The 16062-nt window shown below is 55.2% G+C and carries 16 protein-coding genes; 4 read left to right on the forward strand and 12 right to left on the reverse strand.

Translation table 11 applies throughout. The features are described from left to right. Positions 1–337 precede the first annotated feature (337 nt). Genes hemG through pepQ form a run of 4 tightly spaced genes read right to left on the reverse strand, consistent with a single transcriptional unit; the run spans position 338 to position 4321 of the window. Positions 338–871, reverse strand: a complete 534-nt coding sequence (hemG, locus tag PGQ95_RS20820) for a menaquinone-dependent protoporphyrinogen IX dehydrogenase (RefSeq protein ID WP_087858686.1) — start codon at positions 869–871, stop codon at positions 338–340. Positions 872–882: 11 nt separating this feature from the next. Beyond that, on the reverse strand, positions 883–2334 hold the full coding sequence (gene trkH, locus PGQ95_RS20825) for a Trk system potassium transporter TrkH (protein WP_045378745.1): 1452 nt from the start codon (positions 2332–2334) through the stop codon (positions 883–885). Positions 2335–2375: 41 nt separating this feature from the next. Beyond that, the gene (locus PGQ95_RS20830) at positions 2376–2990 is read right to left on the reverse strand and encodes an IMPACT family protein (RefSeq protein WP_015704001.1); all 615 of its coding nucleotides are present in this window, start codon (positions 2988–2990) and stop codon (positions 2376–2378) included. Continuing rightward, positions 2990–4321 carry a Xaa-Pro dipeptidase gene (pepQ, locus tag PGQ95_RS20835; protein ID WP_015704000.1) on the reverse strand — a complete coding sequence of 444 codons (1332 nt, stop codon included), beginning with the start codon at positions 4319–4321 and terminating at the stop codon, positions 2990–2992. The genes PGQ95_RS20830 and pepQ overlap by 1 nt, the downstream gene beginning before the upstream one ends. Before the next feature lie 191 nt (positions 4322–4512). Between pepQ and fadB the strand changes: the two genes are divergently transcribed. The 3 genes from fadB to PGQ95_RS20850 all read left to right on the forward strand — a co-directional run bounded on the left by fadB (position 4513) and on the right by PGQ95_RS20850 (position 8340). Beyond that, entirely contained in the window at positions 4513–6702 is a 2190-nt protein-coding gene (gene fadB / locus PGQ95_RS20840) for a fatty acid oxidation complex subunit alpha FadB (protein ID WP_430919207.1), read from the forward strand. A gap of 9 nt (positions 6703–6711) precedes the next feature. Then, positions 6712–7875 carry an acetyl-CoA C-acyltransferase FadA gene (fadA, locus tag PGQ95_RS20845; protein WP_008807927.1) on the forward strand — a complete coding sequence of 388 codons (1164 nt, stop codon included), beginning with the start codon at positions 6712–6714 and terminating at the stop codon, positions 7873–7875. A gap of 162 nt (positions 7876–8037) precedes the next feature. Then, positions 8038–8340, forward strand: a complete 303-nt coding sequence (locus tag PGQ95_RS20850; RefSeq protein ID WP_213317868.1) for a hypothetical protein — start codon at positions 8038–8040, stop codon at positions 8338–8340. 45 nt (positions 8341–8385) lie between these two features. On the opposite strand, the gene fre is transcribed toward PGQ95_RS20850, so the two are convergent. After that, positions 8386–9087 carry an NAD(P)H-flavin reductase gene (gene fre / locus PGQ95_RS20855; RefSeq protein WP_008807928.1) on the reverse strand — a complete coding sequence of 234 codons (702 nt, stop codon included), beginning with the start codon at positions 9085–9087 and terminating at the stop codon, positions 8386–8388. Between the two features lie 55 nt (positions 9088–9142). Beyond that, positions 9143–10612: a 4-hydroxy-3-polyprenylbenzoate decarboxylase gene (gene ubiD, locus PGQ95_RS20860; protein WP_015368839.1), complete on the reverse strand. Its 1470-nt coding sequence runs from the start codon at positions 10610–10612 to the stop codon at positions 9143–9145. Between the two features lie 177 nt (positions 10613–10789). On the opposite strand from ubiD, the gene rfaH reads away from it, so the two are divergent. Beyond that, a complete protein-coding gene (gene rfaH, locus PGQ95_RS20865; RefSeq protein WP_015703997.1) occupies positions 10790–11278 on the forward strand; it encodes a transcription/translation regulatory transformer protein RfaH in 489 nt (162 codons plus the stop codon). Between the two features lie 8 nt (positions 11279–11286). On the opposite strand, the gene tatD is transcribed toward rfaH, so the two are convergent. The 6 genes from tatD to ubiJ form a co-directional block, all read right to left on the reverse strand. Then, entirely contained in the window at positions 11287–12081 is a 795-nt protein-coding gene (tatD, locus tag PGQ95_RS20870) for a 3'-5' ssDNA/RNA exonuclease TatD (protein WP_430919209.1), read from the reverse strand. A 32-nt stretch (positions 12082–12113) separates the two neighbouring features. Beyond that, positions 12114–12887, reverse strand: a complete 774-nt coding sequence (gene tatC, locus PGQ95_RS20875; protein ID WP_015368842.1) for a Sec-independent protein translocase subunit TatC — start codon at positions 12885–12887, stop codon at positions 12114–12116. Positions 12888–12890: 3 nt separating this feature from the next. Continuing rightward, a complete protein-coding gene (gene tatB, locus PGQ95_RS20880; RefSeq protein WP_087858690.1) occupies positions 12891–13427 on the reverse strand; it encodes a Sec-independent protein translocase protein TatB in 537 nt (178 codons plus the stop codon). Positions 13428–13430: 3 nt separating this feature from the next. Next, complete coding sequence (gene tatA, locus PGQ95_RS20885) at positions 13431–13682, reverse strand: Sec-independent protein translocase subunit TatA (RefSeq protein ID WP_015368844.1); 252 nt, start codon at positions 13680–13682, stop codon at positions 13431–13433. A 131-nt stretch (positions 13683–13813) separates the two neighbouring features. After that, the gene (gene ubiB / locus PGQ95_RS20890; protein WP_015368845.1) at positions 13814–15454 is read right to left on the reverse strand and encodes a ubiquinone biosynthesis regulatory protein kinase UbiB; all 1641 of its coding nucleotides are present in this window, start codon (positions 15452–15454) and stop codon (positions 13814–13816) included. Then, on the reverse strand, positions 15451–16056 hold the full coding sequence (gene ubiJ / locus PGQ95_RS20895; protein ID WP_032713803.1) for a ubiquinone biosynthesis protein UbiJ: 606 nt from the start codon (positions 16054–16056) through the stop codon (positions 15451–15453). The genes ubiB and ubiJ overlap by 4 nt, the downstream gene beginning before the upstream one ends. Between the last annotated feature and the right edge of the window lie 6 nt (positions 16057–16062).

Here is a 16062-nt window from a genome sequence, read left to right on the forward strand (position 1 = left end):
AGAGACTTGGTATTCATTTTTCGTCCGAGGACGTTAAGAATCCATGTCACTTTGAGTGCCCACACAGATTGTCTGATAAATTGTTAAAGAGCAGTGCCGCTTCGTTTTTCGCTGCGGCGCGGGGTGTGCATATTACGCTTTCCCGCCTCAGAGTCAAGCATTTATTTTTGCTTTTCTCCGCGAGGTTCTCACCGGAACCCCGCTGACCCGGCGGCTTGTTTGCCGTTGTTCCGTGTCAGTGGTGGCGCATTATAGGGAGTAATTCTGAAGTGACAAGAGGAAATTCAAAAAAACTTTTCGTTCGCTCGATTTTCCACCATAACGCGAGTTTTACGCGCTATTTGCTCGTCATTTGCGCGATTTCTCGGGCAAATCTGGCCACCTGCGGCCAATCGGTATAAACCACTTCTTTACTAGTATCCGTTTCCCCGCCGGTCATCTTCATAATTAAGCGAATCATTATTCGATCGTACCAGCGATAGCGCGGATAACGCAGCGCACCGGCAAATACCGCGCAGCTCTGCGGCTGCCACGGCGAGTTAAGGAGAAACTTGCGCGTATAGCTGTTGGTTTGCGGCGTTCGCTTTTCCGGTTTGCGCGCCACCAGGTTTACCGAGAAGAACGCTCCCGGCAACGCCTGCAGAGATGCCAGATGCTTTTTCACGAAGCGGTCCAGCGCTGGATGAAAGTGCCCGTAGCGAATAGAAGCGCCAATCACCACCCGATCGTAATGATGCCACTCAACCGTCTCGGTACGGTTCAGGTTCACAGTATCCGCATCAACCCCCAGCTCTTTGAGTTCAGAGGCCAGATAGGAGGCAATTTCACGGGTCTGCCCATCCCGGGTGGAGAAAAGAATTAAAGTTTTCACGAGCACTCCTGTTAATCGCGCCAGAAAGTGGGAGTAAAGAGCACCAATAAGGTGAACACTTCCAGACGACCAAACAGCATATTAGCAATCAGGATCCATTTCGCGACCGGGTTCATTGTCGCAAAGTTATCAGCAACGACCCCAAGACCAGGCCCCAGGTTGTTCAATGTCGCCACCACTGAAGCAAAGGCAGAAAAGTCATCAACCCCAGTCGCGATTATCGCCAGCATACTAATGATAAAGACCAGCGCATAGGCGGAGAAGAATCCCCACACGGCTTCCAGAATACGTTCCGGCAGCGCGCGGTTACCTAACTTAATGCTATAGACCGCATTCGGGTGCACCAGGCGCTTAAGCTCACGATTCCCCTGCTTAAACAGCAACAGGATACGAATGACCTTTAAACCACCGCCCGTTGACCCGGCGCAGCCGCCGATGAAAGCCGAACAGAGCAGCAGCACCGGCAGGAACAACGGCCAACGCGCAATACTGTCGGTGGTAAACCCAGCGGTCGTCGCCATCGACACCACCTGGAAGAACGCCTGGTTCAGCGTTGTTAACACCGAGCCGTAGACATTATGTAACCACAATACCAGCGTACAGACGATAACCAGGGTTAGCTGAACACCAATAAACATTCTGAACTCCGGATCACGCCAGTAAACCCGTAAACTGCGCCCACTTAATAGCGAAAAGTGCAGGCCATAGTTACAGCCGGAGATTAGGAGGAAGATGGCGATGATGGAGTTAATCATCGGGCTATTAAAGTAGCCGACGCTGGCATCGTGAGTTGAGAAGCCGCCGATAGCGATGGTCGCAAAGCTATGGCCAATCGCATCAAACGCCGGCATCCCGGCAAACCATAGCGCTAATGCGCAGGCGACGGTCAATAAGACATAAATAAGCCACAGCGTTTTTGCCGTCTCGGCAATACGCGGTCGCATCTTATTGTCTTTCAACGGGCCCGGCATTTCCGCCCGGTAGAGCTGCATCCCGCCGACGCCGAGGATAGGCAAAATCGCCACCGCCAGCACGATGATACCCATACCACCGAACCACTGCAGCATCTGGCGATAGAACAGGATGGCATGAGGCAGTGAGTCAAGCCCCACCAGCGTCGTCGCGCCGGTAGTGGTTAAGCCGGAGAAGGATTCAAAAAAGGCATCCGTCACCGTCAGATTAGGCTGTTCAGCAAAGATAAACGGTAACGCACCGACGCTGCCCAGCACCGTCCAGAACAATACGACTATCAGAAATCCTTCACGGGATTTCAGCTCGCCTTTTTGCTTACGGTTCGGCCACCACAGCATGGAGCCGATCGCCAGGGCAACAAAGAAGGTTTGGGTGAAAGCTCGCCCCGCGCCATCGCGATATATCAGGGCCACTAATCCCGGGACAATCATCGTCCCCGAAAATAAGATGACCAACAGTCCAACGATTCGGGTTATCGCGCGAAAATGCATCTCTGGCGCTTCCTTTGGGTTACAAAAAAATCAGGTGGGGATTATTCGTCAATCTTCAGTAATTGCAATGAACCACGACTAAAATCAGCCAGTTTTGTCGAAAAAGAGGCCACTTCAGCTTGCGGAAGCGCGACGCGCAGTTGCACAGACGCCTGATATTCGCTTTCCACAATAATGCCCGAGAACTGCGCCAGCAACGCTTCTACCCCGGCCAGCTGTCCGTATTCACATTGCAAAGTATATGCGGTTAACGGCGTCTTGCGCTGCGTTTTCAACTGCGCAAGCGCCTGATGGACGCCGCCGCCATAGGCCTTCACCAGGCCGCCGGTACCCAGCAGAATACCACCGTAGTAGCGCACCACCACCGCGGTTATCTCGCCGACGCCGCTGCCCATCAGCTGCGCCAGCATGGGTTTACCTGCCGTTCCCGCCGGTTCGCCATCGTCAGAGAACCCCAGCTGCTGTGAATCATCAGGAGGCCCGGCAACCCACGCCACGCAGTGGTGACGTGCGTCCGGGTGCTCAGCCCTGACCGATTCGACAAACGCTTTTGCCGCCGCCACGCCGTCGGTATGCGCCAACAGCGTGATGAAACGGCTCTTTTTGATCTCTTCAACAACGCTCACCGGCGCGGCCGGCACCAACCAACTTTCCATTACGCCAGTTTCAGGTCGCGCGTCATATTTTCGATGCTGTTTTCGTGAACCACCACGTTATCTTCGATACGAATCCCGCCAAACGGCTTCATGGCTTCAATTTTCTGCCAGTTGAAGTGCTTGCTGAACTGCCCTTCACGCCAAGGCGCCAACAGCGACTCAATAAAGTAGATGCCTGGTTCGATAGTCAACACCATACGCGGCTCGAGAATACGGGTGCAACGCAGGTAAGGATACTTCGACGGCGCCGCCAGATGCGTACCGGTATCGTCCTGCATGAAACCGGCGACATCATGAACCTGCAGGCCCAGCGGATGACCAATCCCGTGCGGCATAAACGGTCCGGTCAGATCGTTTTCCACCATCGCCTCTTCGCTCATGCCGGTCACTAGCTGGTGTTTACGCAGCAGCTTTGCGATGCGCTGATGGAACTGAATATGGTAATCAACGTAACTGGTGCCGGCCTTCATGGTGCTAATCAGCGCCAGTTGCTCGTCGTTAACGTCTTTAATCAGCTGCGCGAAATCGTTGTCGCTGTGGCCTGCCCAGGTACGAGTCAGGTCCGCGGCATAGCCGTTGTACTCTGCGCCCGCATCCAACAGGAAGCTGCGCATCTCGGTTGGCGCACGGTGATCCAGCTTGGTGTAGTGCAATACGGCCGCATGCTCATTCAGCGCCACGATATTGCTGTAAGGGACGTCGGTATCGCGATGACCGGTCGCCGTCAGGTAAGCCTGATTAATATCGAACTCGCTCATCCCCGACTGGAAAGCTTCGTGGGCCGCGCGATGGCCGTTGACCGCCGATTTCTGCGCTTCACGCATACAGGCCAGCTCATAATCGGTTTTGTAAGCGCGATAATAATGCAGATAGTCGATAACGCCTTTCGGGTTGATTTTGTCTGCCGCGATCTCCAGACCTAAAGCACGTTCCGGCACCGGGCCGATATACGCGATGTTGCCACGCGCCGCGGGCAGTTGACCGCCAATACCGTCGGCTTTCGGCAACGCAATGACATCTACTTCCTCAGTCCAGAAAGAGGTCGGCAGCGGCTCAACGTTGTGCCAGTAATCGACCGGCAAATAAAACCACAACTTCGGTTTATTCACGCCATCCACCAGCAGCCAGCAGTTTGGCACCTGGGTCACCGGCACCCACGCCTTAAACTGCGGGTTAACCTTAAACGGATACGGATGATCGTCGAGGAAGACATTGATCAGCTCGCCGGAGTGGATAAGCAGAGCATCCAGCTTGAAGCGATCTAAAACTTTGCGGGTACGTTCTTGTAGGGTAACGATATGATTTTTATAAAGCGCGGCCAGTGATTCCATCTTTTATCCTTTGCTTTTATTGGATCGTGATTCTCCGCATCTTAGCACATTGGCTCCAGGCCGGGTGATTTCTACCGGATGTGATCCGACCAGCAATTATTTAAAGAGTAATTTGCATTTTCTTAACATAAATTCCACACTCCGAGTCATCTGGTATGACCAGATCATATTGCTGGATTCAGGAGACTGACATGCTCTACAAAGGCGACACCCTGTACCTCGACTGGCTGGAAAATGGCATTGCCGAACTGGTTTTCGACGCCCCCGGCTCGGTTAACAAGCTTGATACTGCAACCGTTGCCAGCCTCGGCCACGCGCTGGACGTACTCGAAAAACAAAAAGATCTCAAAGGGCTGCTGCTGCGCTCTGAAAAAGCGGCCTTTATCGTCGGCGCCGATATCACCGAATTCCTTTCACTATTCCTGGTGCCGGAAGAACAGTTGAGCCAGTGGCTGCACTTTGCCAACAGCGTCTTCAATCGCCTGGAAGATTTGCCGGTCCCTACTCTGTCAGCGGTTAACGGCTACGCGCTGGGCGGCGGCTGCGAATGCGTGCTGGCGACCGACTATCGCCTCGCCACGCCGGATCTGCGCATCGGCCTGCCGGAAACCAAGTTGGGCATTATGCCTGGCTTCGGCGGTTCCGTACGTCTGCCGCGCCTGCTCGGCGCCGATAGCGCGCTGGAAATTATTGCCGCCGGTAAAGACGTCGGCGCCGATCAAGCGCTGAAAATTGGCCTCATTGACGGCATTGTTGCCGCGGAAAAACTGCATGACGGCGCGCTGGCGATTCTGCGCCAGGCGATTAATGGCGACCTGGACTGGAAAGCCAAACGTCAGCCGAAACTGGAGCCGCTGAAGCTCAGCAAAATTGAAGCCGCCATGAGCTTCACTATTGCCAAAGGCATGGTCGCGCAAACCGCCGGAAAACATTACCCGGCGCCGATCACCGCGGTAAAAACCATCGAAGCCGCCGCGCGTCTTGGCCGTGACGACGCGCTGAAGCTGGAAAACCAAAGTTTTGTTCCGTTGGCACATACCAACGAAGCGCGCGCGCTGGTCGGCATCTTCCTTAACGACCAGTACGTCAAAGCGAAAGCGAAAAAACTCACTAAAGATGTCGAGACGCCGAAGCACGCTGCCGTCTTAGGCGCCGGCATAATGGGTGGCGGCATCGCTTACCAGTCAGCCTGGAAAGGCGTGCCGGTGGTGATGAAAGACATTAGCGACAAATCGCTGACCCTTGGCATGACCGAAGCGGCGAAGCTGCTGAATAAACAGCTGGAACGCGGAAAAATCGACGGTCTGAAGCTGGCCGGAGTGATTAGCACCATTCAGCCAACGCTGGAATACAGCGGTTTTGACCGCGTGGACGTCGTCGTTGAAGCGGTGGTGGAAAACCCGAAAGTGAAGAAAGCGGTACTGGCGGAAACCGAAGAGAAAGTGCGTCCGGACACCGTGCTGGCTTCCAACACCTCAACGATTCCTATCAGCGAGCTGGCCAGCGTTCTGCAGCGCCCGGAGAATTTCTGCGGTATGCACTTCTTTAACCCGGTACATCGCATGCCGCTGGTTGAAGTGATCCGCGGCGAGAAAACTTCGGACAAGACCATTGCCAAAGTCGTTGCCTGGGCCAGCAAAATGGGCAAAACGCCGATCGTGGTGAATGATTGCCCCGGCTTCTTCGTTAACCGTGTACTGTTCCCCTATTTCGCAGGCTTCAGCCAGCTGCTGCGCGACGGCGCGGATTTCCGCAAAGTCGACAAAGTGATGGAAAAACAGTTTGGCTGGCCGATGGGCCCGGCCTATCTGCTGGATGTTGTCGGCATCGATACCGCGCACCATGCTCAGGCGGTAATGGCGGCGGGGTTCCCACAGCGGATGCAGAAAGATTATCGCGATGCTATCGACGCGCTGTTTGACGCCAGCCGTTTCGGCCAGAAGAACGGCCTCGGTTTCTGGCGTTATAAAGAAGACAGTAAAGGTAAGCCGAAGAAAGAAGAAGATGCCGCAGTCAATAGTCTGCTGGCCGAAGTCAGCCAGCCGAAGCGCGATTTCAGCGATGAAGAGATTATCGCCCGTATGATGATCCCGATGGTTAACGAAGTTGTTCGCTGCCTGGAAGAAGGCATTATCGCCAGCCCGGCGGAAGCGGATATGGCGCTGGTATACGGCCTGGGCTTCCCTCCGTTCCACGGCGGCGCATTCCGCTGGCTGGACACCATCGGCAGCGCAAAATATCTCGATATGGCGCAGCAATACCAGCACCTCGGCCCGCTTTATACCGTGCCAGAAGGTCTGCGTAACAAGGCCCGTCATAACGAAGCGTATTATCCTCCAGTAGAACCAGCCCGTCCGGTTGGCGAACTGAAAACGGCTTAAGGAGTCACAATGGAACAGGTTGTCATTGTCGATGCAATTCGCACCCCGATGGGCCGTTCAAAGGGCGGCGCCTTTCGCAACGTGCGTGCGGAAGACCTCTCCGCGCACCTGATGCGAAGCCTGCTTTCGCGTAACCCGTCCCTTGAGGCGAGCGCGATTGACGATATTTACTGGGGCTGCGTGCAACAAACGCTGGAGCAGGGTTTCAACATTGCGCGTAACGCCGCGCTGTTGGCGGAAATACCGCACTCGGTACCGGCAACAACGGTTAACCGCCTGTGCGGTTCCTCCATGCAGGCGCTGCACGATGCCGCCCGTATGATCATGACCGGCGACGCCAGCGTCTGCCTGATTGGCGGCGTTGAGCACATGGGCCATGTGCCAATGAGTCATGGTGTCGATTTCCATCCGGGCCTTAGCCGTAACGTGGCGAAAGCCGCCGGTATGATGGGGCTGACCGCGGAAATGCTGGCGCGTCTACACGGCATTAGCCGTGAAATGCAGGATCAATTCGCCGCACGTTCCCACGCTCGCGCCTGGGCGGCGACGCAATCCGGGGCATTCAAGGCGGAGATTATCCCGACCGGCGGCCACGATGCCGATGGCGTGCTGAAATCCTTTAATTATGACGAAGTCATCCGCCCGGAAACCACCGTAGAAGCGCTGGCGGCGCTGAGACCGGCTTTCGATCCGGTGACCGGCACGGTCACGGCAGGTACCTCTTCCGCGCTTTCCGACGGCGCGGCGGCGATGCTGCTGATGAGCGAAAGCCGCGCCCGCGAGTTGGGGCTGAAGCCGCGCGCTCGCGTCCGTTCAATGGCGGTGGTCGGCTGCGATCCGTCCATTATGGGTTATGGCCCGGTTCCGGCCTCAAAGCTGGCCCTGAAAAAAGCGGGATTATCCACCAGCGATATCGACGTCTTTGAAATGAATGAAGCGTTTGCCGCGCAGATCCTGCCGTGTATTAAAGATCTGGGGTTAATGGAGCAGATTGACGAGAAGATCAACCTCAACGGCGGCGCGATCGCGCTCGGCCACCCGTTGGGCTGTTCCGGGGCGCGTATTAGCACCACCTTGATCAATCAGATGGAACGCAAAGACGCGCAGTTCGGTCTGGCGACCATGTGCATCGGTTTAGGTCAGGGGATCGCCACCGTATTCGAGAGGATATAGGTAAAAAACTCGATGCCATTATTGCCTGCCAGCCAACAGGCAATAATGGATTAGAGGGGGTTTAGTTGCCGTTCTTCCCGCCTGTCAGGGGCGGGTTTTTTATTTCTATCATTCAGTTATTATCTCCACTACTGTAGAAATCATTAAGGATAATAACTAGTTATGAAAAAACTCTTACTAATTCTCCCACTGATTGCATTACCTGCTGCAGCTCTCGCCGATGAACAAACTGACGCTCAGGCGTGTCTATCATGGGGGATCAGCAAAATGGCGCCTAACCAGCAATTAAGCCATGTAGATATCACTGATATTAATAGCGAACGCTATGATGAGAAGGTAGGTTCCCAGCATATTGCGACGCAACTAACCGCAACGCTGGCAAAAAAAGGCGACAGCGTTGGAAACATGCTCTGTTTGCTGGAAAACGAGCGGCCGCTGTACGTTTACTTCAGCGATATGCAGTAAAAAAAGCATCCGGGTCTCGCGCCTGGATGCTTATTAGAAACACGATCAGATAAACGCAAACGCATCGCCAAACAGGCGATCTTCACGCGCGCCGCGCTCATTACAGAACAGGTCGCGGGCAATTTTGGCCATCTCAAAACGACCGGCAATGTAAATATCATGCTCGGCCAGCGTACCGTAATCCTGCAGCACGGCGGTGAGTACCGTACCGGAGCGGCCGCGCCACCCTTCTTCCGGCTGCTCAACCACCGGCTCGATGCGCAGATTCGGATGCTTGATGCTTAACGCTTCCAGCTCGGCCAGATCGTACAGATGCTTAGCCTCGCGGCCGCCCCAATAAATGGCGATATCACGATCCGGGTTACGCGCCAGCGCGGTTAACAGAATAGAACGCACATAAGAGAATCCGGTACCGCCGGCGATCAGAATCAGCGGGCGATCTTCGTCATCGCGCAGCCACGCTTCGCCATGCGGAATATCAACCTCAATTTCACGCTCTTTCAGAATGCGATCCATCACCGCCATCGCATACAGATTGAGTTCAGAAGCACCGATATGCAGCTCGATAAACTCGTGCTCTGACGGCGTGGAAGCCATAGAGAACGGACGCTTGTCGCGCTCATCCATCACTACCATCAGATACTGGCCGGCGCGGAAAGAAAATGCCGCTTCCGGTACTAATCGAACGCGATACACGGTATCGGTAATCGCCTCCACCGAGGTCACTTTACAGCTTAAGGTTGTCATGCGTCCCCTCTGTCGGGTCTATAGAGCAAAACAGCGGCGTTAGCCCCGCTTACTGTTATTTAAAGATGGCCAGTTCATCCCAGATGGCGTCGATACGCGCCGTCACCTCAGGATCTTTTTTGATTGGACGACCCCATTCACGCTGGGTTTCGCCAGGCCATTTATTTGTGGCATCCAGCCCCATTTTTGAACCCAGGCCGGAAACCGGCGAGGCAAAATCCAGATAATCTATTGGCGTATTTTCTACCAGTACCGTATCACGAGCCGGGTCCATACGGGTAGTAATCGCCCAAATCACGTCATTCCAGTCGCGCGCGTTCACGTCATCGTCGCAGACAATCACGAACTTGGTATACATGAACTGGCGCAGGAACGACCAGACGCCCATCATCACGCGCTTGGCATGGCCTGCGTACTGTTTTTTCATGGTGACCACCGCCAGGCGATAGGAACATCCTTCCGGCGGCAGATAGAAGTCGACGATTTCCGGGAACTGCTTTTGCAGAATAGGCACAAAGACTTCGTTAAGCGCCACGCCCAGCACCGCAGGTTCATCCGGCGGACGGCCGGTATAGGTCGAATGATAAATCGCGTCTTCACGCTGGGTAATATGGGTCACCGTAAATACCGGGAAGCTGTCTACTTCATTGTAGTAGCCGGTATGATCGCCGTATGGCCCTTCCGGCGCCATCTCGCCGGCCTCAATGTAGCCTTCAAGCACGATTTCCGCGCTGGCCGGCACTTCAAGGTCATTGGAAACGCATTTAACCACTTCGGTCTTGGTGCCGCGCAGCAAGCCTGCGAAAGCGTATTCCGACAGGGTATCGGGCACCGGCGTCACCGCGCCCAAAATGGTCGCCGGATCGGCGCCAAGCGCCACGGATACCGGGAAACGCTCGCCGGGATGCGCCGCGCACCACTCCTGGAAATCGAGCGCGCCGCCGCGGTGGGACAACCAACGCATGATGAGTTTATTTTTGCCGATCAGCTGCTGGCGATAAATACCCAGATTTTGCCTCTCCTTGTGCGGGCCGCGGGTCACCGTCAGCCCCCAGGTAATCAGCGGCGCGGCATCTTCCGGCCAGCAGGTCATAATCGGTATTTTGTTGAGATCGACATCATCGCCCTGGATGATTTTTTGCTGACAAGGCGCGCCGCGCAGGCGTTTGGTCGGCATATTCAACACTTGCTTGAACTGCGGCAGCTTATCAAACAGATCGCGGAAGCCTTTTGGCGGCTCCGGCTCTTTCAGAAAGGCCAATAGCTTCCCGACTTCCCGTAGCGAACTGACGTCTTCCTGGCCCATCCCCAGCGCCACACGACGCGGCGTGCCAAACAAGTTACACAGCACCGGCATCGAGTAGCCTTTCGGGTTTTCAAACAGCAGCGCCGGGCCGCCGGCACGCAGGGTGCGGTCGGCAATTTCGGTAATTTCCAGATGCGGGTCGACCGGCAGGGTTATCCGTTTTAGCTCGCCCTGCTGCTCAAGTAATGTCAGAAAGTCGCGTAGATCGTGGTATTTCATGGAGTTATTATTGACCTCTATACAAGCGGCTGATTATACGATTTTCGCCGCAACGATGCTGTACTTTTGTTAAATAAGCGTAAATGAACAGGCTATTTACGCTTTCGCTTATAATGGTTTTCGCGATTGTTCCAGGCTTTTGTTATGCTTGCAGGTAGTAAAGCGGAAAGAGTCATTATGCAAGCCTGGTACTTACTTTATTGCAAACGTGGGCAGCTTCAGCGCGCCCAGGAACACCTTGAACGTCAGGCAGTCAACTGCCTGATGCCGACGATCGCGCTGGAAAAAATCATCCGTGGTAAACGTACTACGGTCAGCGAGCCCCTGTTCCCAAACTATCTGTTCGTCGAATTCGATCCCGAGATCATTCATACCACCACCATCAGCGCTACCCGAGGGGTGAACAGTTTCGTCCGTTTTGGCGCCCAACCGGCAGTGGTCCCTTCAGAGGTGATTCACCAGCTTTCCATCTATAAACCGGAAGGTATTACCGACCCGGAAACGCCTCATGAAGGCGATAGCGTGTTGATCACCGACGGCGCTTTTGAAGGACTGCAGGCTATCTTCACCGAGCCCGACGGCGAAGCCCGTTCAATGCTGCTCCTCAATCTGTTGAATAAACAGGTCCTGCAAAGCGTTAAAAATACCGACTTCTATAAAATCTGACGGCGCGGTTAAAAGCGCACGCCAAACAGCTTCCTGACGTTCGCATCCGTAACCTCCTCCAACCATTGCGCTTCCTCGCCTCGCCAGCCCGCTACGCTTGCCAGAATATGCGACAGATAAGCGGGCTCGTTGCGCCGCGAGGAGGGCTTCGGCTTCATGTCCCTCGGTAATAGATATGGCGCGTCGGTCTCCAGCAACAGACGTTCCGCCGGGATTGCCGGCAACAGTTCACGAAGCTCCAGTCCCCGCCGCTCATCGCACACCCAGCCGGTGATACCGATAAATAACCCTTTATCAAGGCACTGAAGCACTTCCTCGCGGCTACCGGTAAAGCAGTGCAACACGGCGCCGGGCAGTTTATTGAGCCACGGATCCAGCAGTGCAAGGAACCGTTCATGGGCGTCACGGCAGTGTAAAAATACCGGCATTGAGAGCTCGGCCGCCAGCGCCAGCTGGGCGCTGAACGCCTTCTCCTGCTCCTGCGGCGTTGAGAAATTACGGTTGAAATCAAGACCGCATTCGCCAATCGCCGCCACCTGCGGCTGGCGGGCCAGCGCGTGGATTTCTTCAGCCACCGACTCAGTCCAGGTGCTGCTATCGTGCGGATGCACACCCGCGGTAGACCAGCAGTTGGCGTAATGGCCAGCCATCTGCCGCGCCTGCTGGCTTTCATGCAGATTGGTGCCGGTTAGCAGCATCCCATGAACACCCGCCGCCTGCGCGCGCGCAACCACGGCGTCGTGGTCGCGAGAAAACTGCGAGCTGGTCAGATTCACGCCAATATCAAACATCATAGCTCCCATATGACAACCGCCCTGACGGGCGGTTGGCGTTGTTACTCTTCTTTGCTCTCCGCCTCTTCGGCGGCGGCATCTTCGTCACGCGTCAGGCGTTTACCGGTATAGAAACGGGCAAAGAACACCCCGACTTCAAACAGGCAATACATGGGGATGGCCAACAGCGTTTGCGAGAACACATCCGGCGGCGTCAGCAGCATACCGACCACGAAGGCGCCCACCAGCACGTAGGGCCGTTTTTTACGCAAATCCTCCGGCGTCGTGACGCCCATCCAGCAGAGCAGGACGATGGCGACCGGCACTTCAAACGACACGCCAAAAGCCATGAACAGCGCCATGACAAAATCGAGGTAGCTACGGATATCGGTCGAAACTAATACCCCTTCCGGCGCGGCGTGAGTCAGGAAGCCGAATGCCAGCGGGAACACGACGAAATAAGCGAAAGCCATGCCGATATAGAACAGCAGCGTACTGGAAACCAGCAGCGGCATGACCAGCCGACGTTCATGCTTATACAGCGCCGGCGCCACGAATGCCCATACCTGATAAAGAATGACCGGCACTGACAGGATCACCGAGACCATAAAGGTCAGTTTGATCGGCGTGAAGAAAGGAGAAGCGACATCGGTGGCGATCATCGTCGCGCCTACCGGCATTTTGCTGATAAGCGGAGCGGAAACCAGTTGATAGATATCGTTGGCGAAGTAAACCAACGCCAGGAAGATCACCAGGATGGCAATGATGCTGTTGAGCAGGCGCTTACGCAGCTCAATCAGATGTGAAATTAACGGTTGAGTCTCGTCTACGCCCATTTTTTACGCTTTATCACTCGATGCGGGGGAAGAATCTGGCACTGCCGCGGCGGCTTTTTCCTTAACCGCCGGGACTTCAGCCGGCGAAACGGATGGCTCCTCGGCAACGGGCTCCGGCGTATGTGCCGGGGCGCTGACCTGATGTTCCGCCGTTGCCGGTGTGACATCCTGGCGCTGCGCTTCGCTACCTTTGACGACCGGATTATGGATGGTGTTCGCTTCGTCGCTGGCCTTTTCAGGATCGTGGGCGGTATAGGAACGCTTCATGGATTCGGCCGCTTCGCGCAGTTCATCCATCGAGGCTTTGAGCTCCGGAGTCAGATTATCCAGGCTGGCCTTCTCCACCTTCTTCAGGCTCTCCTGAAACTCCTGCAGTTTTAGCTCCTGGGCAAGCTCATTTTGTACGGTGGTCGCCAGCGAGCGCAACGTACGGATCCAGCTGGCCACCGTTTTGACGGCGACGGGTAGTCGCTGTGGCCCCAATACGATGAGGCCAATCACGAACACCAGCAATAGTTCACTAAAACCGATATCGAACACGAATTACACCTGCTCTTTGTCGTGGCGTTTTGTCTCGTCTTTTTTCGCATCATCTTGTTTATCAGCGATAGTTTTCGCTGCAAAATCTGCATCGGCTGAGGATTTATCAGATTTCTCATCATCGCTCATCGCTTTTTTAAAGCCCTTGATCGATGCGCCTAAATCCGAACCCAGCGAGCTCAGCTTCTTCGTCCCGAAAAGCAGAACTACGATGACGACAACAATTAATAACTGCCAAATACTGATACCACCCATACACGTTCCCCTATGACAGATGATGAATGATGAGAGCGCATTATACACGTCATCCGGTGAGACGCCTCTTTGTCAGGCCGCTCACATGACTTCGCGCAAGAATCAATGCGCCAGAATAAACGCGAAACCTGTCAGCGCGTTTTTCGCCAACCAATAAGCCAGGTCACGACGCCGCCGGCCATCAGCCAGCCTGGCATCATGCCCCACTCCGGGCGGTGGATAAATAACAGCGTACCGCTTAAAAGCAAAACGGCGCCTATACCAAACAGATAGCGGGACTGCCCCTGGCGCACGTGACGCACCTGGAAGTCACGCACGATAGTATCGACGCTGGTCTGCAGCTGTTTGCTCTGCTGCAGGCTTTGGTACACCAGCTCAGGAATTTCCGGCATCCTTTCAATCCAGAACGGCGCTTTTTCTTTAAACGCACGCACCAGCGCGGGAATACCGACCTGATCCTTAATCCACGACTCGAGGAAAGGCTTCGCCGTTTTCCACAAGTCTAACTGAGGATAGAGCTGACGACCTACCCCTTCTACGTAAAGTAATGTCTTCTGAAGCAAAACCAGCTGCGGCTGTACTTCCATATTGAAACGCCGCGCGGTGTTAAACAGATTCAGCAATACGTGGCCGAAGGAGATTTCCGCCAGCGGCTTTTCAAAGATGGGCTCGCACACGGTACGAATCGCAAACTCAAACTCTTCAACGTTGGTATCCGGCGGCACCCAGCCGGAATCGACGTGCAGCTCGGCAACCTTACGATAATCGCGGTTGAAGAAAGCAATAAAGTTTTCTGCCAGATAGCGCTTATCGTCTTTGTTCAGCGAGCCGACGATACCGCAGTCGATACCGATATATTGCGGGTCATGCGGATGATCGTAGCTAACGAAAATATTACCCGGATGCATATCCGCATGGAAAAAGCTGTCGCGAAACACCTGGGTAAAGAAGACCTGCACCCCACGCTCCGCAAGCAACTGCATGTTGGTGCCCTGGGCTTCCAGCGCAGCGACGTCGGAAACCGGAATACCGTAGATCCGCTCCATCACCATCATGCCTTCGCTACAGTAATCGGAATAGACTTCCGGCACGTATAGCATTGGGCTATCTTCGAAATTGCGCCGTAGCTGAATAGCGTTAGCCGACTCGCGTAACAGGTTCAGCTCGTCCATCAGCGTTTTTTCATATTCGCGGACGACTTCTTGCGGGCGCAGACGGCGGCCATCCGGCAGCAGACGAGGTACCCAGCGCGCCAGGCGGTAGATTAATTTCATGTCCGCTTTAATTACCGGCAAGATATCCGGGCGGATGACCTTGATGACGACCTCTTTACCGTTGTCTTTCAGGCGCGCGGTATGGACCTGGGCAATGGAGGCGGAAGCGAGCGGCTCAATGGCGAAATCATCGAACCAGGCTTCAATGGGCAAACCGCCCATCGCTTGTTCGATCTGTTGTTTAGCCAGTTTGCCATCGAAAGGCGCGACGCGATCCTGCAGCAGCGCTAGTTGATCGGCGATTTGCGGCGGGAACAGGTCGCGGCGGGTGGAGAGCATTTGGCCGAACTTAATCCACACCGGGCCCAGCTCCTGCAGCGCCAGGCGTAAGCGTTGACCCAGCGGTTTATCTTTGTGGCGATTCGGCATCCAGAACAACATTCGCCGCCAGATGCGCAGCGGCAACGTGATACGCATTTTGGGAATGAGCTCATCAAGCCCGTAACTCAAAAAGGTGCGGATGATAAAATACAGGCGCCGTAATTCTCCTGGCGTCATTTGCCCTCCAGCGTTTCCAGCCGTTTTTCCAGTGCGGCCAGCGCGCGTTCTACAGCGGCGGACTCTTCAGCAAACCAGGCCATCTCTAACGGCCCCGGCGCCAGTCGCCACTCTTCGGTAATCGCTTCAGCGACGTAGCGCTGCTGGCTTTTCGCGCCCTGCAGCAGGAAGCGCGCGCCGCCGCGAAGCACCTTGCCAACCCCTTCAGCGACGATGTCACCGGTATATGGCGCCAGTAGCTCTGCCGGGTCGAACTCCGCCAGATCGCAAAGCGCGACCATGTTCTGCACAACCTGCAGGTCGCCCTGTACTTCCAGATCGCCGCTGCGAATCAGCGCGGTCAGTTGTTGGCGGTTACGCAACTGCGGCAGCACGCTCAGGCGGGTTATCACGGTACAGTCAGCTTCGCCTTCCCACGCGCCGAGCACGTCGATTTGCTGCTCGCTAAAGGCCAGCACGACAGGCGCCGACAGCTCTTTGAGCTCTACGCGCAGCACTTTCCCCAGTAGGCGTTGACGCGCCGGTTTAAGCGCGCGGTCGCGCCAGAGAAAAGTATTAAGAACCGTTTCGATGCCAGCGGTAACCAGTGGTGCGAAAGGCATAGCGTC

Origin of the sequence: Klebsiella sp. 141240 (genome assembly GCF_050600805.1) — a bacterium.
GTDB lineage: Bacteria > Pseudomonadota > Gammaproteobacteria > Enterobacterales > Enterobacteriaceae > Klebsiella > Klebsiella aerogenes.

Bases quoted from the DNA above. Each gene is read 5' to 3' on its own strand.
- ubiD (WP_015368839.1), bottom strand. From the start codon at position 10,612: ATGAAATACCACGATCTACGCGACTTTCTGACATTACTTGAGCAGCAG.
- fadB (WP_430919207.1), top strand. From the start codon at position 4,513: ATGCTCTACAAAGGCGACACCCTGTACCTCGACTGGCTGGAAAATGGC.
- PGQ95_RS20850 (WP_213317868.1), top strand. From the start codon at position 8,038: ATGAAAAAACTCTTACTAATTCTCCCACTGATTGCATTACCTGCTGCA.
- fadA (WP_008807927.1), top strand. From the start codon at position 6,712: ATGGAACAGGTTGTCATTGTCGATGCAATTCGCACCCCGATGGGCCGT.
- tatA (WP_015368844.1), bottom strand. From the start codon at position 13,682: ATGGGTGGTATCAGTATTTGGCAGTTATTAATTGTTGTCGTCATCGTA.
- tatD (WP_430919209.1), bottom strand. From the start codon at position 12,081: ATGGGAGCTATGATGTTTGATATTGGCGTGAATCTGACCAGCTCGCAG.
- tatC (WP_015368842.1), bottom strand. From the start codon at position 12,887: ATGGGCGTAGACGAGACTCAACCGTTAATTTCACATCTGATTGAGCTG.
- trkH (WP_045378745.1), bottom strand. From the start codon at position 2,334: ATGCATTTTCGCGCGATAACCCGAATCGTTGGACTGTTGGTCATCTTA.
- rfaH (WP_015703997.1), top strand. From the start codon at position 10,790: ATGCAAGCCTGGTACTTACTTTATTGCAAACGTGGGCAGCTTCAGCGC.
- pepQ (WP_015704000.1), bottom strand. From the start codon at position 4,321: ATGGAATCACTGGCCGCGCTTTATAAAAATCATATCGTTACCCTACAA.
- ubiJ (WP_032713803.1), bottom strand. From the start codon at position 16,056: ATGCCTTTCGCACCACTGGTTACCGCTGGCATCGAAACGGTTCTTAAT.
- PGQ95_RS20830 (WP_015704001.1), bottom strand. From the start codon at position 2,990: ATGGAAAGTTGGTTGGTGCCGGCCGCGCCGGTGAGCGTTGTTGAAGAG.
- ubiB (WP_015368845.1), bottom strand. From the start codon at position 15,454: ATGACGCCAGGAGAATTACGGCGCCTGTATTTTATCATCCGCACCTTT.
- fre (WP_008807928.1), bottom strand. From the start codon at position 9,087: ATGACAACCTTAAGCTGTAAAGTGACCTCGGTGGAGGCGATTACCGAT.